Source organism: Nonomuraea sp. NPDC049624 (assembly GCF_040675255.1).
Taxonomy (GTDB): domain Bacteria; phylum Actinomycetota; class Actinomycetes; order Streptosporangiales; family Streptosporangiaceae; genus Nonomuraea.
In genome coordinates this window covers 63,360-86,127 of sequence record NZ_JBFAOR010000009.1, presented here as the reverse complement: position 1 = coordinate 86,127, position 22,768 = coordinate 63,360, and the positions used below count along the sequence as shown (strand labels likewise).

Here is a 22,768-nt window from a genome sequence, read left to right as displayed (position 1 = left end):
CCCGCCATCACCAGCCGAAGCGGCGCAGGCCGCCCTCGAGCACTTCGACGATCTTCTGCCCGGTCAGGAACGAGTCGGGCGTGGAGCGTCCGGTGACGAACGGGAAGTCCACGATGACCGAGGTCTCCCTGCCGAAGTTGCCGATGTAGCGGCCCTGCGGCCCGGTGGCGTCCCGCAGGATGTACTCCAGCGGGTACGGCGGCGGCCCCATGTTGAAGTCGGGCACGCCGAGGAACCCGGTGCCGTCCTTGTAGTCGTACTCCTTGCAGTGGCCGGTGACGTGCTTGCCCCAGATGATGCTCTTGCGGTCCTCCCAGTCGCGGGCGAAGGCCAGGCAGGCCACGCCGTAGCACTCGGCGGCCACCGGCTTGCCCGCCCGCACGAACGCGAGCACGATCTCGTGCACCCGCTCGTTGTTGGCCAGGTCCACGATCGGCCCGCTGCCGCCCACGATCAGCACCGCGTCGTAGGGCACCAGCTCGGCCTCCAGCTTGCCCACCGCCCGGTGGTAGGACTCCAGCCGGCGCAGGTAGTCGGGGCTGCTGGTGTAGGGGCGCTCGGGCGCCCAGGCCGACAGGTTGAGCGGGTTGGCCAGGCGGCCGGACTCGTCCAGGTCGCGGGTCAGCTTGGCCACCTCGGGCGTGGTGACCGAGCGGCCGAGCGGCGGGTCGACGTAGTCGGGGTCCATGCTGGGCGGCAGGGCGTGCGGCTGCTTGCCGGTCGGCGTGGCGAACACGACGTCGTAGCCGCGCTCGTCGAAGGCCGACAGCGGGCCGACGAGCTCCTCCCCCCAGTAGCCGAACTCCGAGAGGATCACGAGAACGCGCTTGGTCATGCCGACTCCCCGGGGATGATCCAGTTTTCCTTGCAGGTCATGGAGAACACGTGGGCCGGGTCGGCGATCGCCTCCAGCTCCGGCTTGACCCGGCGGGCGTGATGGGCCGAGGCCAGCGCGGCGCGCAGCGCGTCCACGTCGTCGAACCAGAGCTGGTCCACGGCGTCGAAGCCGGCCTCGCCGAAGGTGTACGCGCCGTCCACGGTGTGGCAGTGCAGGTGCCTGCGCAGGCCCGGCAGCCCGGCCACCGCGGCGGCGTAGGACTCCAGGGACTGCTTGCGGTAGGTGTCCAGCGGCATGCCGGGCCGCCGCTTGATCAGCGTGGTGACCTTCACCCAGCTGTCCGGCCGCGGCTTGGGGCCGGGCACCAGCTCGTGGGCGACGGTGTCCACCACGATCGTCGACCAGAACGCCGCCCAGTTGGGCTCGTCCAGCCGGGCGCCCTGGAGGAACTCCTCGCTCTGCAGCGAGGCGAGCTGCTCCTCGGCGCTGGCCAGCCAGATCTCGGCGATGCCCTGGTGCGGCAGCGGCGGCCGGCCCACGTCGCCGTCGAAGGGGATGCGGGTGTCGACCAGGTACTGCCTGATCTGCTTGATCTTGCTCGCGTACTTCACCGCGTGCACGTCGACCCAGTAGTCCTGGAACTGCTGGGCGGTGAAGCCGGGCTTGGGGGCGCCGAAGATGAACTGGTGGATCATCGCGTGGCCTCCTGTCGGGCCGGGAGGAAGTCCGCCGCGACGAACTCGGCCGCGCGCTCGCCGATCATCACGGTGGTGGTGTGGGGGTTGGCCGAGACGATCGTCGGCATGATCGAGGCGTCGGCGACGCGCAGCCCCTCGACGCCGCGCACCCGCAGCCGGGTGTCCACCACAGAGAGGCTGTCGGAGCCCATCTTGCAGGAGCCGGCGAAGTGGTAGTACGAGCCGACGTTCTCCACCACCCAGGCGCTGAGCTGCTCCCGGGTGCGCACGTCCGGGCCGGGCGCGACCTCGGTCAGCCCCCAGTCGCGCCGGAAGGCGGAGCTGGCGTAGATGTCGCGGGCGATCTGCACCATCGTCACCGTGCGCTCCAGGTCCGAGCGTTCGGCGAAGTAGTTCGCGCTGACCCGCGGGTAGGCCGTCGGGTCGGTGCCGGCCAGCCGGACGCTGCCCCGTGACAGCGGGCGGACCAGCCCCGGCAGGGTGAGCACGATCTTCGGGTCGACCAGCTCGCGCACCGGCGTGAGCGGCTGCCCGGTCTCCACCCGCTTGATGACGTTGGCGAAGAACTGGTCGCCGAACGGCGCCCGGTGCACCAGGCAGATCTCCATGTCGGGCACCGGCAGCCCCGGCTCCGACCCCCAGAACAGGCCGACCTCGGTGACCTGGCCGCGCGGGTCGGGCGCGGCCTCCTCCATGTACCCGATCGGGCCGATGACCAGCGGGTGGTCGTGGAAGTTGGCGCCCACGCCGGGCAGGTCGGCGACCACCGGGATGCCGAGCGCGGCCAGCGCGCCGGCCTCGCCGATGCCGGACAGCTGCAGCAGCTTGGGCGACTGGATCGCGCCCGCGCTGACGATCACCTCATGCGCGGCCCTGACGGTCCGCAGCTCGCCGTCCTTGAGGTACTCCACGCCCACGCAGCGCTCGCCCTCGAACAGCAGCCGGGTGGCCAGCGCGCCCACCTCGACGCTCAGCCGCTCCAGCGCCGGCTCCAGGTAGGAGGCGCGCACCCCGCAGCGGGTGCCCTTGTCGACGTCGATGTCGACGTGGTGCCAGCTGACGCCGAAGCTGTCGGCGTTGAAGTCCTCGACCTGCGGGTAACCCAGCTCCACGCAGGCGTCCACGAACGTCTGGGAGACCGGGTTGCCCATGTCCCGGGCGTTGACGATCTTGATGGGGCCGTCGTGGCCCGCCGTGGGGTTGGTCGCGTCCCGCTGCCCCTCCAGGCGCTGGAAGTAGGGCAGGACGTCGGCGTAGGACCAGCCGGGGCAGCCGTCGTAGGCCCAGGCGTCGAAGTCCGCAGGACGGCCGCGCGTGTGGATCATGTGGTAGACGTTCGAGGTCCCGCCCAGGCCGCGGCCCGCCGCCGAGTAGACCTGGCGCCCGCCGAGCCCCGGCTGCGGCTCGCTCATGTACGCCCAGTCCAGCTCGGTCAGCAGCACCTCGTTCCACCGGCTCGGGTCCTCGACCGCGTCCGTGACCTTCGTGTCGCCCGCCTCCAGGACCAGCACGCTGGCCCCGGGCAGCTCGCTCAGCCGGGCGGCGATGACCGATCCGGCCGTGCCGCCGCCGACGACGACGAAGTCGAAGCTCTGTGTCATCTCAGCTCACCTCCGCGCCGATGCGGCGACCAGGTCGGCGGCCTTCTCGGCGATCATGATCGTGGCCGCGTTGGTGTTGCCCCGGGTGATGACCGGCATGACCGAGGCGTCGGCCACGCGCAGTCCGTCCACGCCGCGCACCCGCAGGTCGGGCGCGACGACCGCCTCGTCGTCGCGGCCCATCCGGCAGGTGCCGGCCGGGTGCCACACGGTCGAGGCGCTGGCCCGCACGTACTCGGCCAGGGCGGCCGGGCTCGTCACGCCGGGGCCGGGGGCCAGCTCCCGCCCGCGCAGGGAGTCGAAGGCCGCGTCCGAGACCAGCTCCCTGGCCAGCACGACGGCCTCGGTCAGCAGCCGCAGATCGGCGGCGGCCGCCAGGTAGCGCGGGTCGATGATCGGACGCAGCGGGTCGCCGGGACGCAGCCGCACCTCGCCCCTGCTCTCCGGCTGCAGCAGGATCGGCGCGAAGGTGAACCCCGGGCCGTCCGTCTTGTACCGGTCGTCGATGAACTGCACCGGACCGAAGAAGAACTGCAGGTCCGGCCCGTCGCCGCCCAGGACGTTGGTGAACAGCCCCGCCTCGGCCAGCAGCTCGGGGAAGGGCAGCTCGCGCAGGCTCTCGTAGCCGATGCCGAACAGCACGTGGTCCTGCAGGTTGCGGCCCACGCCCGGCAGGTCGGCGACCACCTCGACGCCGTGCTCGCGCAGGTGCGCGGCCGGGCCGAGGCCCGAGCGCAGCAGCAGCGCAGGCGAGCCCAGCGCGCCGCAGGCCACGACGACCTCCTGCGCGGCCGTGGCCCGGTGCGCGCGCCCGTCCTTGACGTACTCCACGCCCGTGGCCCGGCCGCCCTCGACGGTGAGGCGGGTGACGACGGCGCCGGTCTCCAGCGTGAGGCCGGGCTCGCCGAGCACCGGCGCCAGGAACGCCTCCGACGTGCTGGAGCGGCGGCCGTCCTTGTCCCGGGTGGACTGGTAGAAGAAGGCCAGGCCCTCCTGACGGGGGCCGTTGTAGTCCCCCGTGCCGTCGGCGCGGCCGCGGGCGATCGCCGCCTGCACGAAGGCGCGCGAGGCGTCCGACGGCGAGCCGTAGTCCACGACCTTCAGCGGGCCGCCGCCGCCCCGGTACTCCGGCGAGCCGCCCGGGTAGTCCTCCGAGCGCCTGAAGTAGGGCAGCACCTCGTCGTAGGACCAGCCGTCGTTGCCCAGCGCGGCCCAGCCGTCGAAGTCGCGGCGGTTGCCCCGCACGTACATCATGGCGTTGACCGAGCTGCCGCCGCCGGTCACGCGGCCCTGCGGGATGGGCACGACCCGGCCGCCCAGCTCCGGCTGCGGGGTGCTGGCGTAGTCCCACACGAACTCCGGCGAGCCCCACATCGACGTCATCGACGGCACGTCCGTCCGGTGCACGCACTCGGCGTCGTCCGGGCCGCCGGCCTCCAGCAGCAGCACCCGGCAGCCCAGCGCGTCCAGCAGCCGCCTGGCCAGGACGCACCCGGCGCTGCCCGCGCCCACCACGATGTAGTCGTAGGCGCTCACGACGGCTCCAGCAGCCGGGCCCGCTCCAGCGCGGGCAGCAGGTCGCCGACCAGGAACTCCAGGTAGTGCTGCCCCCACATCGTCCGCCAGAGCGGGAAGGTGGCGTCGAAGGCGTCGCCGCGCAGGTCGGCCAGACGCTCCTCCAGCTCCCACACGACGCCGTTGAAGTCGCCCTCGGAGAACGGCAGCCCGTGCTCGGCCGCGGCGGCGATGACCTCCGCCTTGCTCTTGTCCTTCAGCGACTCCAGCACGTCGGCGCGCGAGCCCGCCAGGCGCAGGAACGCGATCAGGTTCGTCCCGCTCATGCCACCGGCCGCCTCTCGTCGGCCGCGAACCCGCGCAGCTCCTCCGCCCCGAACCTGGCCACCACGTGATCGAGCAGGTAGTCCAGGTAACGCCTGCCCCACATGTGCCGCCAGAGCGTGCTGCCGCCGTCGACGGACTCGCCGTCCTTGGCGACGATGACCTCGATCTCCAGGGCACCGACCACCGACACCAGCTCCTCGGCGGTGAACCGGAAGCCCTCGTCGGAGGCGTGGAACAACAATTGACTGAGATTTCTCGCGCTATACTCAGCGCGTCTTTGCGGATTCTCCCGGAGATCGCCGAGGAATCTCACGAATTCGCTCTTCGCCATTGGCACCACCATTTCGTCCGGCGCTACGGAAGAATCATGTTCAGCCGCCGGAAAACGCGTCAACGCGCCGTCCGGCGGTGACCGGGCGGTATGGAGGTAGCCGGTCCCATTCCGTCAAGTCCGAACCCGCATTCACCGGAATTCCGGCGAATGCACTTGACTTGGATCGCGCTCGAAGGGCGACAATGATCGGTATGAGTCAGAGCCTGACGATCGCGGAAGTCGCAGCCGAGACCGGCCTCAGCGCCCACGCGCTGCGCTATTACGAGAAAGCCGGCCTGATGCGGGAGACGCCGCCGCGCGGCGGGAACGGGCACCGCCGCTACACCGAGCGTGATCTGGCCTGGATCCGCTTCCTGACCAGGCTGCGCGGCACCGGGATGTCCATCGCCGACGTCCGCCGCTACGCCGAGCTGGTGCGTGCCGGCGAGAGCACGACCGCCGAGCGCAAGCAGATCCTGCTCACCCACCGCGAGGAGGTGGCCAAGCGCATCGACCAGCTCAAGGACGACCTGGCTGCCATCGACTACAAGATCGACATCTACGAGAAGCTAGAGGAGAAGTACCAGCTGTGACCGCGCCGCCGCGGCCGGACAGCGAGCCAGGCCAGGCCGCCTTCGGCCCCCGCTTCGTCACGGCGGTCTCGGTCGGCTCGCTGCTCAACCCGATCAACTCCTCGATCATCGCCATCGCGCTCGTGCCCATCGCCCACCACTTCGGCGTGGGCGCCGACGCCACCTCCTGGCTGGTGTCGGCCCTGTACCTGGCCACCGCGATCGGCCAGCCGGTGCTGGGCCGGCTGGCCGACCGGCTCGGCCCGCGCCGCGTCTACCTGGCCGGGCTCGTCACGGTCGCGGCCGGCGGGCTGCTCGGCTACTGGGCGCCGACTCTCGGCCTGCTCGTGGCCGCCCGCGTGGTGATCGGCCTCGGCACCTCGGCCGCCTACCCGGCCGCCATGAGCATGGTCCGCCGCAGGTCGCAGCGGTCCGGCGGCGCCGCGCCCGCCTCGGTGATGGGCGCGCTGGCCATGGCCGGGCAGGTCAGCATGGTGCTCGGGCCGCCGCTCGGCGGGCTGCTCGACGCGCTCGGCGGCTGGCGCTGGATCTTCCTGGTCAACCTGCCGATGGCGGTGGCCGGGGTGGTCTCGGCGCTGCTGTGGCTGCCGCGCGACGAGCCGTACGAGCGCTCCGGCGCGGACGGCGGCGGCAGCCTGCGCGACCTGGCCGGCAACCGGCCGCTGCTGGTCACCTACCTGCGCAACGCGGTGACCTTCATGGCCACCTACGGCTTCCTGTACGGCTGGACCCAGTGGCTGGAGCAGGGCAGAGGGCTGACGGCGGCGATCGCCGGGCTGCTGCTGATGCCCACCTCGGCCGTGGGCGCGGTGGTCTCGGGGCTGGCCGCGCGGGCCGACGGCGCCTCAGGCACGGCGCGCTGGATGTTGCCGGCCGGCGCCGCGGCCCTGCTGGCCGGCTGCGCCTGGCTGCCGGCCCTCGACGGCGGCGCGTCCATCCTGTCGTTGTGCCTGCTCAGCATGGTCTTCGGGGTGCAGAACGGGCTCAACATCGTGGGCAACCAGGCCGCCATGTACGCCCAGGCGCCGCCCGGCCGGATCGGCATGGCCGCCGGCCTGCTGCGCACCTCGCAGTACGCCGGGGCGATCTGCTCGGCGCTGCTCATCAGCGTGACCTACGGCGAGCGCGCCACCGACGAGGGGCTGCACCGGCTGGGCGTGGTCCTGACGGTCACCTCGGCGCTGCTGCTGGCCGGCACGCTCGTCACGGCGATCCGCCAGGGCCGCGCGGGCGGCGGGCGCGCGTGAGCGGGGAGGGGCCTGCCGCCCCTCCCCGCTCACGGGGTCCGCGCCGCCCGGCTCAGCGGGGGCTGATCACGTCACTGATCGCGAACCCGGTCAGGTTGGTCACGTTGGCGCCGCCCACCGACAGGATCGTGGACGTGCCGGGCACGCGGTCCACCGCGTACGCGCCCGCGTACCCGGCCGACGGGCGGGCCGGGCCGCTGACCCGGGTCCACGAGGCGCCGTCGAAGTACAGGTAGGCGGGCGAGGTGGTGCCGCCGCCGGTCGGGATGACCAGGTGGCCCTCGCCGTCGCCGCTGATGCTGGCCGAGCCGTTGCCCGGGGCGCCGGGCAGCGCCGAGACGGTCCAGCGGGCGCCGTCGTAGCGGGCGATCGCCGGGGTCGCGGGCCGGTTCGCCCGGGGCTGGTAGCCGCTGACCCAGATCCTGCCCGGGCCCTCGACGTACACGCCCCGCGGGTTGACGCCGGGCCTGCCCAGCGAGCGCAGGGCCGTGCCGTCCCACAGGACGACGCCGTTCTCGGCGGCGAAGACGATCTGGTCGCCGCCGTCCACGGCGCGCAGCAGGCCCAGGTTCTCGGTGCGCGGGTAGACCGTCCAGGAGCCCTGGCGCAGGCGCAGGATGTCGGTGCCGCCGCTGCTCTTGTACCTGATCGACCAGAGCGAGCCGTCCTTGGTGGCGGCGAGCGGGCCGGTCCACTCGTCGCCGGGCACCGGGGGCGTCCAGCCGGGCGGGGGCGGAATCTCCGACCAGGCCGAGCCGTTCCAGAACGCCGAGCGCGGCCAGGACACGTCGGCGATGCTTTTGCTGCCGGTCACGTACACCTGGTCCGGCGCGACGGCCGCGACGCAGCACGGGCTCGGCACGTCGTACCCGGCGGTGAGCGGCAGCCTGCTCCAGGACGAGCCGTCCCAGCGCAGCACGGAGGTGTCCGGCGAGCCGTCGTAGCCGCGCCAGCCGACGGCGTAGGCGTGGGCGGCGTCCAGCACGTCGACGCTCCAGAGGGTGGTGGGGTCGCCGGGCGGGTCCACGGCCCGGAAGGACGGGGCCAGGAGCGCCTGGGCCGGCGTCGCCGCCGCCAGCGCGGCGGTGACGGCCAGGGCGGCGGCGGAGGCGCGGAGGACGCCACGCAAACGGGTCATGTCTTCTCCTGTGGGCGCGTTCCTGCGGAAAAAGGGGCACGAAGGAAGGCCGGGACGGCCCGCGGGCACGAGAAAGCGGGCCGGTACCGACCGGCCCGCCGGGGATCGCCCGCTCAGTCGTCGGATCTGCGCCCGTCGGGGCCGATCGGGCCGAAGAACGAGCTGAAGTTGGCGGTACCGTCGCCGAAGATGCCGCCGCGGCCCTCCACGATGCGGCCGTTCTCCCACCGCATCAGGTCCACCCCCTCCATCTGCAGGTGCTCGTAGAAGGAGGTGCCGTCCGAGCCGGTGCGCTTGCGCACGGCGGTGCACCGGTTGACGTCGATGGTGTAGCCGTCCACCGGGTTGACCAGGCAGGCGATCTGCTCCATGCGCAGAGTGCCGCCGGCCAGCCGCTGCCAGGTCTTGATGAAGCCCATGAAGGCGTCCAGGCCGTCGTGCCATCCGGCGTACGGGTGGTTGCCGGGGGACTGGAACCGCACGTCGGGGTGCCAGTACTCCAGCGCGCGCTCGCGGTCGCCGGACCGCAGCGCCTGGTGTGCCGCCGCCAGTCGCTCAGCCGTCAGATCCGACATCGCTCTCCTCTCACTGCATCGGGTGCTACTGCATCGGGTGCTTGGCGAGGAAGGCCGAGACGCCTTCGCCGACCGCTCTCGGGTTCATGATCTGCAGGCCGTGGGTGGCGCCGACGATGCCGCAGCGCTCGGCCTGGGGCAGCCAGTTCATGAGGAAGTGCTGGGCCTCGCGGAAGCCGGGCATGGCCGCCTCGCTGTCCAGGCCCATCACGGCCAGCACCGGCATCCGCGGCTTCTCCGGCACGAGCTGGTCGGCCTTGGACATGCGGAAGCCCCAGCCGCCCAGCGCCGGGAAGTCGACCTTGAACGTGACGTCCGCGCACTCCTCGACCCGCTCCCACACGTCGAGGGGGCAGGTCATGTCCACGGAGCCGAGGTAGCTCGGGCCGCAGACGGCGGCCATGAAGTCGCAGGCGGCGGTGAGCTTGTCGCCCTTCTGCACCAGCTCGATGGCCGTCATCACGGCGTCGTTGTTGGCCTTCTCGGCCTCGGCGCCCTCACGCGGCAGGTACGGCTCCAGCAGCACCGCCGAGTGCGTGCGCTCGGGGTAGGAGAGCATGAACTGGAAGCCGATCACCCCGCCGAAGGAGTACGACATGACGTGCGCCTTGTCGATGCCGAGGTGGTCGAGGAGCTGCTTGGCGTGCTCGGCGCCCTCCTCGATGCTGAGGCTGTCCTTCTCCAGCGTGCTGCCGTTGTAACCGGCGCGGTAATAGCTGATGAACTGGTACTTGTCCAGCAGCTCCGGGTTGTACTTCAGGAGCGGCGTGATGAGACCGTCCGAAATGGAGGTGCAGTGGATGCACAGGACGGGCTCGCCGCGCCCCACGACGGTGTAACGAAGTTCCGCGTTGCTGACCTTGACTCGCTTGTCGTGGTCGAGTTTCCAGTCTCGACCGGCGTACAAAGCATTCGCGCTCATGCCATTCCTCTCACGCGATCACTCGACCGTTTCTCGTGCCCGCTTGGCCATACTCAAGAATGGTTGCCATGGGCCGTGGAGACGGTCAACGAGAGAGCCCGCGGCGGGGTATTCACCGCGAAATACGCCGGGGAACTCTGTCAAGTCGGCACGCGTGGGAAGGGCGCTGGGGTCAGGGGAAGGACAGCTCGTACTCGACCTGCTCGACGGGGTTGCCGTCGCCGTAGTCGTGGGTGCGGGCGGCGCCGGACTCGGTGAAGCCGCTCTTGGCGCAGAACCGGCGGGCCTGCGGCATGTCGCGCGGCGTCCACAGGTGCACCCGGGTGAAGCCCTCGTCGCGGATGCGGCGCAGGGTGTCGGTCATCAGGGCGGCGGCCACGCCCGTGCCCCAGCCGTCGGGGTGGCCGTAGAAGCCGAGGATCTCCGCCGCGCCCGCCCGGGACGGCGAGGGCCCGAAGGAGGAGAAGGCCAGCCGGCGCCCGTCGAGCGCGGCCAGCACCAGGCCCGCCGGGGTCTCGGCGAGCACGTCGTGCCATTTGCCGCGCCGGTGGCGCACGGCCCGGTCGAAGAAGTCGGGGGAGAAGAAGCCGGCGTAGGCGGCCTTCCAGGATTCGGCGTGGATCTCTCCCAGCGTCTCACCGTCGCCCGGCGAGGCTGGGAACACTGTGAAAATTCCGGTCACAAGATCACACTAGTCGAGAGGTCCCGCGGGTGTCCGGCGGCGGAGCGCGGGCACGTACGGGTATGCACGCACGCGGGGCGGCGCTCGGCGCGTCCGCCGCCGCACGAGGCGTTCGAGGCGTTCGAGGAGGTGCGGGCGGACAAGCTGCGCGAGACGGCCGTCCGGGCGTGGCGGCCGGGTCGGTCGATCACGCGATCCCGGCCGCCGTGCCGCGGCCGGAGGTCATCCATAGCGCGGGAGCGCGGAATGGAGGCTCGATGAGGTGGCTGGCTCGCGGGGAGGGGCAACTCCCGGCGGGGGAGGACCGGACGGGCGACGGGCGGCCCGCCGAGCACCCGCTCGCCCGCTGGACCGTCAGTCAGGCGCTGCACCTGGTCTGCCCCGGCCCCGCCGGCGACCCCGACGTGCGGCGCCGCCCCGACGGCGCGGCGCAGGCGTGGCGGGACGGCCGCCCGCTGCCGGTGGGCATCTCGATCACCAGCCGCGCCGGGTGGGCGGTGTGCCTGCTCGGCCTGGAGCCGGGGGCCGTCGGCTGCGACCTGCAACTGGTCGAGCCGCGCGGACCGGGGTTCGTCGCCGACCGGTTCACCCGCCAGGAGCAGCGGATCGCCGGCGACGACCCGCTGCTGGGCAGCCTGCTGTGGTCGGCCAAGGAGAGCGCCGCGCAGGTGCTGCGCCGCGCCGAGCACCGGGCGCTGGAGGTCTCGCTGGGCTGCGGCCGGCCCCGCGACGGGTGGAGCGGGCTGACCGTGCGCGCGGGCGGGCGCGGGGTGGCGCACGGGTGGTGGCGCCGGTTCGGGCCGCTCGTGCTGACCGTGGCGGCCGACCGTCCCACGCCGCCGCCGCGCGGGCTGGAGGAGCCGTCGGCGCTGGCGTCGGCGGAGTCCGTCTCCTCATCGGCCGGTTCGTACGCCGGGTGCGCCTCGCGGGCCGGCTGACCCGCCGCGGCGCTCAGGCCGTCTGCGACCGGTAGGAGTGGCCGAGCTCCGGGCCGAGGCCGAAGTAGTGGCGGAAGTTGTACAGCAGCGGGCTCCACGCCGACGGGTCCACGTGCTGGGTGCCGGGGACCACGATCCGCGGGTCGGCGTGCACCCTGCGCACGACGGCCTCGACGATGACGAAGTCCTCGGACTCGTTCGGCAGGATCCGCGCGGCGGCCGCCTCCAGCTGCAGGGGGCACTCGGCCACGCGCGGCGGCCGTACGGTCTCCGACGGCTCGGGGCGCAGGCCCGCCGCGCCGAACTTGTCCGGCTCGAAGCGGCAGCCGGCCGCCTTGGTGTCGGGCACCGGGTCGCGGCCGGTGAGCGGCGCGAGCCGTTCCACCTGCGGCCACAGGTGCGGGGCCGGCAGGTTGACGACCAGTTCGGGCCGGTCGGCCAGGTTGCGCGCGGTCTGCCCGTCGGCGCCGAGGCCGAGCACGACGGTCCGGCCCAGCGCCCAGGCCGACGACATCGGGGCCAGGTTGGCCGAGCCGTCGGGGTTCTCCGTGCTCAGCAGCACGACCGGGGTGCCGAAGTAGAGGATGCTGGGTTCGATGGCGACGTGGCCGAGGGTTGCCGTGTTCATGGCAGGAGCCTAGGAAGACGACGTTCAACCGCCGGCCGAAATGTCCCCGTCGCGCTGATCTACATCGTAAAGGCGCCTGGCTGGGCCACGTACGCCACACCCTTGCCGGACAGGCCGGCGCCCGCGACGGCCGGCACGAACGCCGACTCGCCGGGCCGCAGCGTCAGCTCGCCCCGATCCGGGCCGAGACGAGCCTCGCCTTCCAGGCACAACACGATCCGGGGCAGTCCGCCGGGCAGCTCGAAGGAGGCGGCCTCGCCGAGGTCGTAGCGCGTGAGGGCGAACTCCGGGGCGGGCGGGACGTAGCGCCGCTCCCCGCCGGCCGGACGTTCGGGCTCGACCAGGTGCGGCTCGGCGGGCGTGAAGTCGACCACCCGCATCAGCTCGGGCGCGTCGACGTGCTTGCTGGTCAGTCCGCAGCGCAGGACGTTGTCGGAGCTGGCCATGATCTCCACGCCGACGCCGCCCAGGTAGGCGTGCGGCACGCCGGCGCCGAGGTAGAGGGCCTGGCCGGGCCGCAGGTCGACGTGGTTGAGCAGCAGCGCGGCCACCACTCCTGGGTCGCCGGGGCAGGCCGCGGCGATGTCGGCGTACGGGGCCAGGTCCGGGTCGGAGCTGCCGGCGAGGGCGTCCTCGACCTGGGCGCGCAGCGGCGCGGAGGCGTCGTCCAGCATCTGCGCGAAGACCGCGCGCAGGGCCTGCCCGGCGGGCCGGACGGCGAGCGCGTCGATCCAGGGCTGCAGGCCCGGCACGCCGAGCCGGCCGAGCAGCCCGGCGGTGACGACGGGGGAGCGGAAGCCGCACAGCCCGTGGAAGGGCGTGACCGCGCAGACCATCTCGGGCTTGTGCGAGCGGTCCTTGTAGGTGCGGGCCGGGTCGCCGATCGGCACGCCGCGCGCCTCCTCGGCGGCGAACCCGGCCTCGGCCTGCGCGATCGTCGGGTGGACCTGGAGCGACAGCGGCCGGGCGACCGCGAGCACCTTCAGCAGGTACGGCAGCGCGGGCCCGAACCTGGCGACCGCCGGCGCGCCGAGGGCGGCGACGGGGTCGCCCGCGATGAGCCGGTCGAGGGGCACGCCGCCGGCGATCGACGGGTCGGCGGGATGGGCGCCCATCCAGAGCTCGGCCTGCGGGCGGCCGGTCGGCTCGGTGCCGAACAGCTCGGGCATGGCGGTGACGGAACCCCAGTCGTAGGGCCGGATCGTGGTGTCCAGGCGCAGGGGCAGTTCGAACGTCGGCACAGGGCAGGAGCGTAGTCGCCGGCGGCCGCTCCCGCGCGGCCGGGGCCAGGCGGGGCTGCACGCCGGTATAGGATGCTTGTCCGGTGAACAGTCCGCTGTACGAATCGGTGGTGTGATGACAACCGTCCAGGACCCGGAGGACCTCACCGCGCGGGCCCGCATCCGCGACGCGGCGATCCGGCACATCGGCGAGCACGGGTTCGAGCGGGCCACGATCCGCGACATCGCCGAGTCGGCGGGCGTCTCGCTCGGCCTGGTCCGCCACCACTTCGGCTCCAAGCAGGCGCTGCGCGAGGCGTGCGACGAGCACCTGATGAAGACGGTGCGCCGGCTCAACGCCGAGGCCGCCGGCCGCCCGCCGGCCGGCTTCAACCCGGTGGCCGCGCTCGGCCCCTACCGCGCCTACCTGGCGCGGGCGCTGACCGAGGGCTGGGCCGCGCCGCTGTTCGACGAGATGACCCGGCTCGGCGAGCGCTGGCTGGCCGCCGCCGACCAGGAACGATCCGATCCGCCGGACGTGCCGCCGGGGGCGCGGGCGGCGGTGATGGCCGCGATGGCGCTGTCGGTCACGGTCCTGTACCCGCACGTCTGCCGCGGCATGGGGGCCGACCTGTCCACGCCGGAGGGCGAGCGCCTGCTGATGCGCACGCTGATCGAGGTCTACTCCCAGCCGGTGCTCGACCCGGAGGCCGCCGCCGAGGCGCGCGCCTGGCTCGGCTGACCCTCGATCAGCGCGGCCCGGCTGCGCTCGTCCGGCCAGACCGACGCGAGGTCCACGTACGGGCGGAGCAGGGCGGTCAGCTCGGGGTCGCCGCGGCCGTTGAGCTCCTCGGAGGCGATCTTGCGTGCCACTCCGGCGACGATGTCGGCCACCTGGACGCGGGGGTCGAGATGCGAGGCCACCAGCGTCAGGCTGGTCAGCACCAGCGGGCCGGCGGGGCCGTCCGGGCGGGCGAGCAGCTGCCGCAGCCGCTCGACGCGCTCCTCGGTCAGCGTCGTCTGCCGGTCGTGCACCACCGAGACGGGCCGGCCGCCCGCGCCCCAGTGGGCGACCGCGTGCGCGATGGCCGGGATCAGCGGGTCGAGGGCGGGGAAGACGTGCGGGTCGTCGAGCAGGCGCGCGGTGAAGGCGTCCACGAGCGGCCGGGCGGCCCACAGCTCGGCCATGATCTCGCCGGCCGGGCCCGGGGTGGTGCGCAGGTCGGCGACCAGCTCGAAGGCCGCATCGGCGGAGATCTCGGGGCCGCGGCCGTTCCTGGCCCGCAGCAGGTGGTTGAAGGCGTCGAGGAAGGCCGTCCAGCGGGCGGGGCCGAAGGCGTGGCGGCCCTCCTGGTAGAGGGTGATCGCCCGGGCGGCTGAGCGTTCGTCCTGGTCGAGGCCGAGGCTGGAGTGGTGGCCGGCGAGCAGGTCGGTCACCTTGCTCACGGCGAAGTACGCCTTGTCGGTCAGGTGCACGCGGGCCCGGCCGAGGATGGGGCCCGACGGGCCGAGCAGCCAGACCAGGGTGGCCCGGTTCTTCTCGCGCAGCACGTGCCCGGCCTTGTACTCGGTGACCGGTGAGGGCGCCCTGAGGCGCAGCTCGCGTACGCAGTCGGCCGCGGCGGCGACGTCGAGGGAGACGCCGGCGTGGGCGAACACGTCGGTGTTGCCGCCGACGAGCTTCTCGCCCTCCGCGCCGGACTCGTCGCAGGCGATCTCGACAGGACGGCCGTCCGGCGGGACGCCTGCCGGCGCGCGGCTTCGCATGACTTCCATGGTCACTGGCGAACCTACCCAAACCGTCCTTGCTCCCGCGAGACATTTTCCGCCCGCCCACCGGAGGCGGAACCGGCGGGCGGACGGGTAAGGACCGGACGGTAGGTGCGGCAGGTCCGGAGGGAGAACATCGCGCGTGAGCATCAACGTGACCGTCTGGGGCGAGAACGTACACGAGCAGCGGGAGGAGGAGGTGCGCCGCCGCTACCCCGAGGGCATGCACGGCGCGATCGCCGGCGGCCTGCGCGAGCACCTGGGGGAGCGGGTGCGCGTGCGCACCGCGACGTTGCAGGACCCCGAGCACGGCCTCGACGCCGCGACGCTGGCCGGCACCGACGTGCTCACCTGGTGGGGGCACGCGGCGCACGAGGAGGTGGACGACGAGGTCGTGGCGCGGGTGTGCGAGCGCGTCTGGGCCGGGATGGGCCTGCTGGTGCTGCACTCCGGCCACTACTCCAAGGTCTTCCGCGCCCTCATGGGCACCACCTGCACGGTCAACTGGCGCGACAGCGCCGACCGCGAGCTGGTCTGGACGGTGGAGCCGGCCCACCCGATCGCCGCGGGCGTGCCCCAGCCGCTGGTCATCCCCGAGCAGGAGACCTACGGCGAGCCGTTCGGCGTCCCGGCGCCCGACGAGCTGGTGTTCGTCAGCTCCTTCTCCGGGGGCGAGGTGTTCCGCAGCGGCTGCTGCTACCGGCGCGGCAAGGGACGCGTCTTCTACTTCAGCCCCGGCGACCAGAACTACCCGGTCTTCCACCAGCCGGGCGTGCGGCGGATCCTGGCCAACGCGGTGTCGTGGGCGGCGCCCGCCGAGGGCTCGGGCGAGCCGCTGCGCAACACCCGCGTCGAGGCCGGCGACTGGTGACCTACCTCGTTCCGGGCATGACGATGACGACCTTGCCGGTCGCGTGGCCCGTCCGCAGGTGATCCATCGCGTCGGGGAAGCCGGCGAGCGGGAACGTCCTGCCGACCACGGGGGTGAGCTCGCCGGTGGCGGCGAGGCCGGCCAGGTGGCGCAGGTCCGCCGGGTCGGTCCGGGTGATCGGGGCGCGCAGGGTGTGCCGGACGAACGGCGACAGCGCCGTCGCCCGGAGCTGCCGGCCGGTGCCGTGCAGCCAGCGGCCGGAGGCGTTCTCGCCGCCGACGATCACGAGCGTGCCCCGGCGGGTGAGCAGCCGCCGCAGGTCCCGCAGGGGACGGTTGCCCGCGGTGTCGATGACGACGTCGTGGCGGCCGGCGGGCGGCTCCTCGCGGGTGTGGTCGACGATCTCGTCCGCGCCGAGTGAGCGGACGAGGTCGCCCTTGCCGGGGCCGCAGACGCCGGTGACGTGCGCGCCGCGCGCCTTGGCGAGCTGGACGGCGAACGTCCCCACCCCGCCGCCCGCGCCGATGACCAGCACGCGCTGCCCCGGGCGGAGGCGGGCGTGGTCGCGCAGCGCCTGGAGCGCGGTCAGGCCGCTGGTCGGGACGGCGGCGGCGGCCTCGAACGACAGGCCGGGCGCCTTGGGGACGAGGCGGTCGGCGCGGGCGACGGCGTGCTCGGCGAGCGCGCCGTCGCAGACGCCGAAGACCTCGTCGCCGGCCGCCAGGCCGGTGACTTCCTGGCCGACGGCCTCGACGGTCCCGGCGACGTCGCGGCCGAGAAGGGGCGAGCGGGGGCGGCGCAGCCCGGTGGCCAGGCGGACGGGGTAGGGCAGCCCGGCGCCGAGGTGCCAGACGCCGTGGTCGAGGCAGGCGGCGTGCACGCGCAGGAGCGCTTGGCCGGGGCCGGGGGCGGGACGGTCGAGGTCGGTGAGGGCCGGGGGGCCGTAGACGTGCCGGGTGATGGCCTTCAAGGCAGGTCTCCATGTCAAAGAAAGTAGACATGATGAACGTAAAAGAAGGCGGACATCGTGTCAATGATTTTGTACATCACTCCGACCCGTTCGGGCCGGTAGATGTGACGTACTAGAGCTTTCGGCCCGATAACCCGAAATATCGGTATCGCTACCGATAACGGTACGGATGGGAGGCGGAGTTACCCTCTGCCCACCCCCCACCACGGCGGGCCGCCTGTTCGCCGGCTCCGCCGGCCCCTGGCCGGCGCGGCCTACGCGCCCGGACCGGGCCCGGCTCCCGGCGACCGGCGGCCTGCTTCGGTCACCCCTCACGTGGAGGTGTCCCCCGCATGAGTCCTTCCCGATGGAGAGCGGCGGCCACGGCGTTGATCGCCGCGCTGGCCGTCGTCGCGCCGGCGACCCCGGCCCCCGCCCTCGCGCAGGCCCCCGCCGCACCGCTGCGGGCGCAGATCGACAGCCGGGTCTCCCCGGCCGGCGAGGAGGTGCTCGCCGACCTGTCCCTGCCCTACGGCGCCGCCGGACGGAGCTGGAGCACGCGCGTCACCCGCCCCGGCTCCCGCTACGTCAAGGTGCACTTCGCCGCGCTCACCCTCGTGCCCGGCGACTACGTCACCGTCTCCTCGCCGGACGGCCGCGAGGTCCACACCTACTACGGCGACCCCACCCGCGGGCGCTACCCGGCCGGCTCCGGGTACACGCTGCACGGCGTCCCCGGCTTCGCCGCGCTCTCCGTGGACGGCGACACGGCGGTGGTCACCCTGCACGCGTCCGGGCCGCGCAACGCCGTCCGGCTGGCCCGGCAGGGCTTCGGCGTGCGCATCGACCGGTACTTCCGCGGCTACACCACCGCGGAGGCCGCGGCCCTGACGCCGCGGACGTTCAGCGTCTGCGGCACCGACGCGCGGCGCGACGTGGTGTGCTACAAGGACAGCAACCCCACCGAGTACGCCCGCAGCCGCGCCGTGGCCCGCCAGCTGCTCAACGGCCTCGGCTACTGCACGGCCTGGCGGGTCGGCAACACCAACCGCATGCTGACCAACCACCACTGCATGGAGAGCGCCGCCGACCTGAGCGCCAGCGAGTTCCAGTTCGACTACGACTGCGTCACCTGCGGCGGCAACAACCCGGGCGCCGGGACGAAGGTCGGCGGCGGCCAGTTCCTGAAGACCAGCGCACTCGAAGCGCTCGACTACACGCTCTTCAGCGTCGCCGACTTCGCCGCGATCCAGCAGTTCGGCACCCTGTACCTCGATCCGCGGCCCCCGGTGGCGGGCGAGCGCATCTACATCCCCGGCCACGGCGACACCCTGCCCAAGCGCCTGTCCTTGTACGAGGACACGCAGGGCGGCGCGGCCTGCAAGATCGACGTGGTGTCGTCGGGCGTCAACACCGGCTACCGCTGCGACACCTCCGGCGGGAACTCCGGCTCCCCGGTGATCGCCGCCTCCAGCCACAAGGTGATCGCGCTGCACCACCTCGGCGGCTGCCCCAACTGGGGGACGCGCATCACCGAGGTGTACAACGAGATCTCCGGCCTGATCGACAACACCCCGCCGAACGGCGGCGGCGACGACTTCGCGATCTCGCTCTCGCCCACGAGCGGCGGCGTCACACCGGGCGGGTCGACCACGAGCACCATCTCCACCGCCGTCACGCGCGGCGGGCCGCAGCAGATGCAGTTCGCGGCCTCCGGGCTGCCGGCCGGGGCCACCGCGACGTTCGCGCCGCCCAGCGTCCAGTCGGGCGGCACGTCCGTCATGACGGTCTCCACCTCCGCGCAGACGCCCGGCGGCATGTACGTGATCACGGTGTCCGCGACCGGCCCGGCCGCCACCCACACGGTCTCCTTCGCCCTGTCCGTGGCCGCCGCGGGCGGCTGTTCCGGCTACGAGACCACCAAGTCCGGGACGCTGGCCTCCGGGGCGGAGCAGTACCAGCCCGACGGCGGATATCTGCAGACCACCGTCACCGGCCCGCACCAGGCGTGCCTGGCCGGCCCGTCCGGCGCCGACTTCGACCTGTACCTGCAGCGCTGGAACGGGTCCACGTGGGCGACGGTCGCCCAGAGCGCCGGGGCGGGAGCCGACGAGACGCTCACCTACACCGGCGCGGCCGGGTACTACCGCTACCGGGTGCACTCCTACTCCGGGACCGGTCCGTACACCTTGGGCTACAACGCTCCCTGACCCGTGGGCAGGCGGCCGGGCACCCCGGCCGCCTGCCCCATGGGCCGGCGCCGGAGCGTGTTCCAGGCGGCCATTCCGGTTGACGCCGGCCCATGGACAGGCGGCCGGGCGGCGCCGAGATTGGGCGGCAGGCACGGTTCGCACGGACGCGGGGAGCGCGGATGAGGATCATGGAACTCGTCTCGGTGGACGGCTGCATCGCCTTCGACCTGGACTGCCCGGTCAGCGCGGGCGGCACCCGGCTGGCGCCGGACGTCACCCGTGAGGAGGCGGGGCTGCTGGCGCGGGCGATGACGTACAAGCTGGCCGTGCTCGGCGAGCGGATCGGCGGGGCCAAGGCGGTGCTGCGGGCCTCGCCGGCCGACCGGGCGGCCACGGTGGCGCGCTTCTGCCGGGAGGTCGCGCCACTGGTCGAGAAGGGCACCTTCCTCACCTCCTCGGACCTGGGCACGCGGACCCAGGACTTCGCGGCGCTGCCCGGGTACCGGGCCGACTCGATCATGCACGGGGAGGCCGGCGGCGAGCTGGCGGACACCGTCGTGACCGGGCTGGGCGTGGTCGTGGCCGCCGCGACGGCGCTCGGCGGGCTGGCCGGGCGGACGCTGGCGGTGGAGGGTTTCGGCAAGGTCGGCAGCGCCGTCGTGCGAGAGGCGGCGCGGCGCGGCGCGCGCCTGGTCGCCCTGTCCACCCTGCACGGGTGCGTCAGCGACCCCGCCGGACTGGACGTCGCGGCCCTGGAGGAACTGCGCGCCGAGCACGGCGACGCGTGCGTGCCCCGGCTCGGCCTGCCCGTGCTGCCGCCGGAGGCGTTGTACGAGGTGCCCGCCGACGTGCTGGTCCCCGGCGCGCGGACCGGCACCCTGTCGGCGCGGCGGGCGGCGACGCTGCGTGCCGGCCTGGTCGCGCCGGCCGCGAACGTGCCCTACACCGCCCAGGGGCTGCGGACCCTGGGGGAACGGGGCGTGGTGGCGCTGGCGGACTTCGTCTGCGGCGCAGGGGCCACGATCGGCTACCTCGCCGAACGGGCGGGGACGGTCGCCACCGCGGACGAGGTCGGCCACCTGGTCGAGAACCGCGTCACGGAGATCACCGCCGCCGCCCTGTCCCATGCCGAGGGGCCGTACGCCGGCGCCTGCGCCCTGGCCGAAGCCTTCCTGACAATCTGGCAACCCCGACCCACCCCACCCCTGGCCCCTGACCCAGCCAACTCCTGACACTGGGACGGCCTTGAGCGGGCGTGGTGCCCTGGTAGCCCCCGTCCGGCCGGCCAACAGCCGGCCCTGCCCCGGAGTCCGGCGGCACCCGGAGTCCGGTGGTCCTCTGGGGCTGGAGGCCTCCTGGGTTTGGGGTGGGCCTTCAGGCGGTCGTCATGCGGCGGCGTAGTTGGAGAGGGCGGGTTCGAGGAGGTCGAAGGCGCGGGTGGCGTCGGTGGCGATCGTGTCGGCGATGCGGTCGTTGGGCAGGCCCGCCAGGGTCAGTTCGTGGATCCGCTGGAACAGCACCCGGTGCACGGTTCCCAGCAGCCCGGCGGCGGTCTGGACGGTGATGTCGTCCGCCGTCGTGCCGGTGGCGTCGGCGAGGGCCCGGGCGAGGTGCTGTTCGCGCTGGTCGTGCAGGCCGCGCAGGCAGGACGTCAGGGTGGGGCTGTCAGCGATCATGCGGGCGAACTCCGGACCGGAGAACCCGGCCACCGGATCCTGGGCCGCGACAGAGGCCAGGAAGGCATGGCGTAGAGCCGACAGGGCCGATTCGCCGGGATCGCGGGCGGCGACGGCGTCCGCCAGCGCGGAGGTGAACGCCTCCTGATGGTCGAAGGCCAGGTCCTCCTTGCGCGGGAAGTAGTTGGTCACCGTCTTCTTGGCGATGCGGGCGGCGGTGGCGATCTCGGCGATGGTGGTCTGCTCGAACCCTTGGGCGATGAACAGCCTGGTGGCGTGGTCGGAGATGAGCTGCCGGGTCTCCTGCTTCTTGGATTCGCGGAGGCCGGGTGCGGGCGAGGTCTCGTGAGCCATGAGGAAATCTTACCCTCGTCGTATTTTTATGTTGACACCCCTCAGGGTCTCGGGCTATATTTACGTCCGTCGTAAGTTTGCGACCGATGAACGATAAGGAGAACCTGCTTGGAACTCAAGCTCTTCCCGGCTGTAGCTTTCAAGATCGACCTCGGGGCGTCGGAGGGCCGCGACCGCACGTCGCAGCCGATCTCCGTCCCGGGCGGCGGGCTCCGCAGACCGTCCGCCGACCATGGCGCACGGGGATGGCGGGACCCGCAAGTGACCCGCAACCTTCCCCGCCGCCGCCCTCACTGATCCCCGCCCCCAACCGCGTCCGCCACTGACGACGTTCGCTGCGTCACGCCCATGGCGGGCCATGTCCATGGCGGTCGCGTCCATGGCGGGCCACGTCCACAGCGGTCGTCGGCCGTCGTGGTCAACGTCGGCCTGGGCCGTTCGAACCGGCCACTCGTGTCTCGCTCAGCCGTTCTCATCTCTCACGGAGACCTTCTTGCAGATCACCACGTCCACCGTTTCGCTCACCGTTGCCGACGTCGCCGCCTCCCAGGCGTTCCTCACCGAGCACCTGGGCTACACCGTCCGGGTAGCCGCGGACGGCTTCGCCTCGCTCACCCGTGCCGACGCGATGGACATCGTGCTGCTCGCCCGCGGCATCGAGGTCCTGCCGCCGGAGCAGCGCGACCAGCACGCCTCCGGCCTCATCCTGGCCTTCACCCTGGACGGCGGCCTGGACGGGCAGGAGAAGCTCCTTCGTGACGCGGGTGTCGAGATCAGCATGCCGTTGCGCGAGGAGCCCTGGGGCGAGCGCCTGTTCCAGGTGACCGACCCCAACGGGATCGTCATCCAGTTCGTCGAGTGGGTGGCTCCCGCCTGACCGGGGCCGCCTCAGCCGGTCTCGCGGGCCTGGCCGTCGAGGAAGTCCGCCACGAGCGCCGCGAACTCCGCCGCCTGGTGCTCCAGCGGGATCACGCCGCCCTTGACCACGGCCCGGGTGCTGTGGGGAAGGGCGGCGGCCAGGCGTTCCAGCTCGGGGAAGGCGAAGGGGTCGTCGGTGGCGCCGACGACCAGCACCGGGCAGCGGACCAGCCCGACCCGCTCCTCCATCCGGTACGCGGCCACCGCCTCGTGCCCGCGCTCCACCTCCGGCAGGACCGTCAGCGCGTCGCGGACGAAACGGGTCAGCAGCGGCCACGGGTAGTAGGGAGCCCGCCGGCTCCACAACTCGCCCAGGTGGGAGCCGTCGGACTGCTCGCGCACGGCGTCGATCGAGGGACGTCCCGCACGCCGCCGCCGCCCTTCGGGGTCGACCATCGGCGTGGACGACAGCACCAGGGCGGTGACGCGGTCGGGTGCGCGCGCCGCCGTCTCGACCGCGATGACGCCGCCCGTGTGGTGCCCGGCCACGGCGGCTCGCGGCAGGCCGAGGGCGTCCATCAGGGCTAACACGCCGGCGGCGTAGGTCTCGATCGAGTGCTCGGACGGCCGGGCGGAGTTGCCGAAGCCGAGCGTGTCCATGGCGATGGCCCGCCGGGTGCGGCCGAGCAGGGGGAGCACCTCGCGGTATTCGTCCCATGAGCGGGGGGTCTGGTGCAGCAGGAGCACCGGGTCTCCCGTGCCGCACGAGGCGTGGTGGATCTGGCCGAACGGGGTGTCGGCATAACCGAATCTGATCACGGCGTTTTCCTCCTGCCTGTTCACCAGGGCGGACCGGCCCCGTC

At 73.1% G+C, this 22,768-nt stretch carries 24 protein-coding genes; 8 read left to right on the top strand and 16 right to left on the bottom strand.

The genetic code is table 11. From position 1 onward, the window contains the following. Positions 1-7: 7 nt before the first annotated feature. Genes AB0J76_RS34290 through AB0J76_RS34265 form a run of 6 tightly spaced genes read right to left on the bottom strand, consistent with a single transcriptional unit; the run spans position 8 to position 5,220 of the window. Positions 8-835 carry a type 1 glutamine amidotransferase domain-containing protein gene (locus tag AB0J76_RS34290; RefSeq protein ID WP_352327033.1) on the bottom strand — a complete coding sequence of 276 codons (828 nt, stop codon included), beginning with the start codon at positions 833-835 and terminating at the stop codon, positions 8-10. Beyond that, positions 832-1,533, bottom strand: coding sequence for an EthD domain-containing protein (locus tag AB0J76_RS34285; RefSeq protein WP_352327032.1), 702 nt, complete (start codon positions 1,531-1,533; stop codon positions 832-834). Before AB0J76_RS34285 ends, AB0J76_RS34290 begins: the two co-directional genes overlap by 4 nt. Then, complete coding sequence (locus tag AB0J76_RS34280) at positions 1,530-3,137, bottom strand: GMC family oxidoreductase N-terminal domain-containing protein (RefSeq protein WP_352327031.1); 1,608 nt, start codon at positions 3,135-3,137, stop codon at positions 1,530-1,532. The genes AB0J76_RS34285 and AB0J76_RS34280 overlap by 4 nt, the downstream gene beginning before the upstream one ends. 6 nt (positions 3,138-3,143) lie before the next feature. Continuing rightward, positions 3,144-4,673 (bottom strand): GMC family oxidoreductase N-terminal domain-containing protein, encoded by a 1,530-nt coding sequence (locus AB0J76_RS34275; protein WP_364391821.1) that lies wholly within the window; start codon positions 4,671-4,673, stop codon positions 3,144-3,146. After that, positions 4,670-4,978 carry a Nif11-like leader peptide family natural product precursor gene (locus AB0J76_RS34270; protein ID WP_352330861.1) on the bottom strand — a complete coding sequence of 103 codons (309 nt, stop codon included), beginning with the start codon at positions 4,976-4,978 and terminating at the stop codon, positions 4,670-4,672. Before AB0J76_RS34270 ends, AB0J76_RS34275 begins: the two co-directional genes overlap by 4 nt. Beyond that, on the bottom strand, positions 4,975-5,220 hold the full coding sequence (locus AB0J76_RS34265; protein ID WP_352330859.1) for a hypothetical protein: 246 nt from the start codon (positions 5,218-5,220) through the stop codon (positions 4,975-4,977). Before AB0J76_RS34265 ends, AB0J76_RS34270 begins: the two co-directional genes overlap by 4 nt. A 284-nt stretch (positions 5,221-5,504) precedes the next feature. Between AB0J76_RS34265 and AB0J76_RS34260 the strand changes: the two genes are divergently transcribed. Together AB0J76_RS34260 and AB0J76_RS34255 are read left to right on the top strand one after the other, a co-directional pair. Continuing rightward, positions 5,505-5,885, top strand: coding sequence for a MerR family transcriptional regulator (locus tag AB0J76_RS34260; RefSeq protein ID WP_352330857.1), 381 nt, complete (start codon positions 5,505-5,507; stop codon positions 5,883-5,885). Beyond that, positions 5,882-7,132 (top strand): MFS transporter, encoded by a 1,251-nt coding sequence (locus tag AB0J76_RS34255; protein WP_352330855.1) that lies wholly within the window; start codon positions 5,882-5,884, stop codon positions 7,130-7,132. Before AB0J76_RS34260 ends, AB0J76_RS34255 begins: the two co-directional genes overlap by 4 nt. A gap of 52 nt (positions 7,133-7,184) precedes the next feature. Here AB0J76_RS34255 and AB0J76_RS34250 read toward each other — a convergent pair whose 3' ends face one another. The 4 genes from AB0J76_RS34250 to AB0J76_RS34235 form a co-directional block, all read right to left on the bottom strand. Further along, positions 7,185-8,270, bottom strand: a complete 1,086-nt coding sequence (locus tag AB0J76_RS34250) for a hypothetical protein (protein WP_364391816.1) — start codon at positions 8,268-8,270, stop codon at positions 7,185-7,187. A 113-nt stretch (positions 8,271-8,383) separates the two neighbouring features. After that, complete coding sequence (locus tag AB0J76_RS34245) at positions 8,384-8,845, bottom strand: nuclear transport factor 2 family protein (protein ID WP_352328301.1); 462 nt, start codon at positions 8,843-8,845, stop codon at positions 8,384-8,386. 25 nt (positions 8,846-8,870) lie between these two features. Next, on the bottom strand, positions 8,871-9,767 hold the full coding sequence (locus AB0J76_RS34240; RefSeq protein WP_352328300.1) for an alpha/beta hydrolase: 897 nt from the start codon (positions 9,765-9,767) through the stop codon (positions 8,871-8,873). Between the two features lie 172 nt (positions 9,768-9,939). Next, on the bottom strand, positions 9,940-10,431 hold the full coding sequence (locus AB0J76_RS34235) for a GNAT family N-acetyltransferase (RefSeq protein WP_352328299.1): 492 nt from the start codon (positions 10,429-10,431) through the stop codon (positions 9,940-9,942). A gap of 275 nt (positions 10,432-10,706) precedes the next feature. Here AB0J76_RS34235 and AB0J76_RS34230 point away from each other — a divergent pair, with 275 nt between their 5' ends. Continuing rightward, on the top strand, positions 10,707-11,387 hold the full coding sequence (locus tag AB0J76_RS34230) for a hypothetical protein (protein WP_352328298.1): 681 nt from the start codon (positions 10,707-10,709) through the stop codon (positions 11,385-11,387). 13 nt (positions 11,388-11,400) lie between these two features. Here the strand turns inward: AB0J76_RS34230 and AB0J76_RS34225 are convergent, their stop codons facing one another. Then, positions 11,401-12,015, bottom strand: a complete 615-nt coding sequence (locus AB0J76_RS34225; RefSeq protein ID WP_352328297.1) for a flavin reductase family protein — start codon at positions 12,013-12,015, stop codon at positions 11,401-11,403. 59 nt (positions 12,016-12,074) lie between these two features. After that, the gene (gene manA / locus AB0J76_RS34220) at positions 12,075-13,256 is read right to left on the bottom strand and encodes a mannose-6-phosphate isomerase, class I (protein WP_352328296.1); all 1,182 of its coding nucleotides are present in this window, start codon (positions 13,254-13,256) and stop codon (positions 12,075-12,077) included. 115 nt (positions 13,257-13,371) lie between these two features. On the opposite strand from manA, the gene AB0J76_RS34215 reads away from it, so the two are divergent. Further along, entirely contained in the window at positions 13,372-13,977 is a 606-nt protein-coding gene (locus AB0J76_RS34215) for a helix-turn-helix domain-containing protein (RefSeq protein WP_352328295.1), read from the top strand. Here the strand turns inward: AB0J76_RS34215 and AB0J76_RS34210 are convergent. Continuing rightward, complete coding sequence (locus AB0J76_RS34210; protein ID WP_352328294.1) at positions 13,917-15,002, bottom strand: hypothetical protein; 1,086 nt, start codon at positions 15,000-15,002, stop codon at positions 13,917-13,919. The genes AB0J76_RS34215 and AB0J76_RS34210 overlap by 61 nt on opposite strands. A 145-nt stretch (positions 15,003-15,147) precedes the next feature. Here AB0J76_RS34210 and AB0J76_RS34205 point away from each other — a divergent pair, with 145 nt between their 5' ends. Further along, positions 15,148-15,876, top strand: coding sequence for a ThuA domain-containing protein (locus AB0J76_RS34205; protein WP_352328293.1), 729 nt, complete (start codon positions 15,148-15,150; stop codon positions 15,874-15,876). A gap of 1 nt (position 15,877) precedes the next feature. On the opposite strand, the gene AB0J76_RS34200 is transcribed toward AB0J76_RS34205, so the two are convergent. Continuing rightward, positions 15,878-16,846 carry an NAD(P)-dependent alcohol dehydrogenase gene (locus tag AB0J76_RS34200; RefSeq protein WP_352328292.1) on the bottom strand — a complete coding sequence of 323 codons (969 nt, stop codon included), beginning with the start codon at positions 16,844-16,846 and terminating at the stop codon, positions 15,878-15,880. A 332-nt stretch (positions 16,847-17,178) separates the two neighbouring features. On the opposite strand from AB0J76_RS34200, the gene AB0J76_RS34195 reads away from it, so the two are divergent. Next, positions 17,179-19,035: a trypsin-like peptidase domain-containing protein gene (locus tag AB0J76_RS34195; RefSeq protein WP_352330988.1), complete on the top strand. Its 1,857-nt coding sequence runs from the start codon at positions 17,179-17,181 to the stop codon at positions 19,033-19,035. 161 nt (positions 19,036-19,196) lie between these two features. Continuing rightward, positions 19,197-20,249, top strand: a complete 1,053-nt coding sequence (locus AB0J76_RS34190) for a Glu/Leu/Phe/Val dehydrogenase dimerization domain-containing protein (RefSeq protein ID WP_364391806.1) — start codon at positions 19,197-19,199, stop codon at positions 20,247-20,249. Between the two features lie 153 nt (positions 20,250-20,402). On the opposite strand, the gene AB0J76_RS34185 is transcribed toward AB0J76_RS34190, so the two are convergent. Beyond that, entirely contained in the window at positions 20,403-21,047 is a 645-nt protein-coding gene (locus AB0J76_RS34185) for a TetR/AcrR family transcriptional regulator (protein WP_352330852.1), read from the bottom strand. A 493-nt stretch (positions 21,048-21,540) separates the two neighbouring features. On the opposite strand from AB0J76_RS34185, the gene AB0J76_RS34180 reads away from it, so the two are divergent. Next, positions 21,541-21,924 carry a VOC family protein gene (locus AB0J76_RS34180; RefSeq protein WP_352330850.1) on the top strand — a complete coding sequence of 128 codons (384 nt, stop codon included), beginning with the start codon at positions 21,541-21,543 and terminating at the stop codon, positions 21,922-21,924. Between the two features lie 11 nt (positions 21,925-21,935). On the opposite strand, the gene AB0J76_RS34175 is transcribed toward AB0J76_RS34180, so the two are convergent. After that, positions 21,936-22,724: an alpha/beta hydrolase gene (locus tag AB0J76_RS34175; protein WP_352330848.1), complete on the bottom strand. Its 789-nt coding sequence runs from the start codon at positions 22,722-22,724 to the stop codon at positions 21,936-21,938. Positions 22,725-22,768 lie beyond the last annotated feature (44 nt).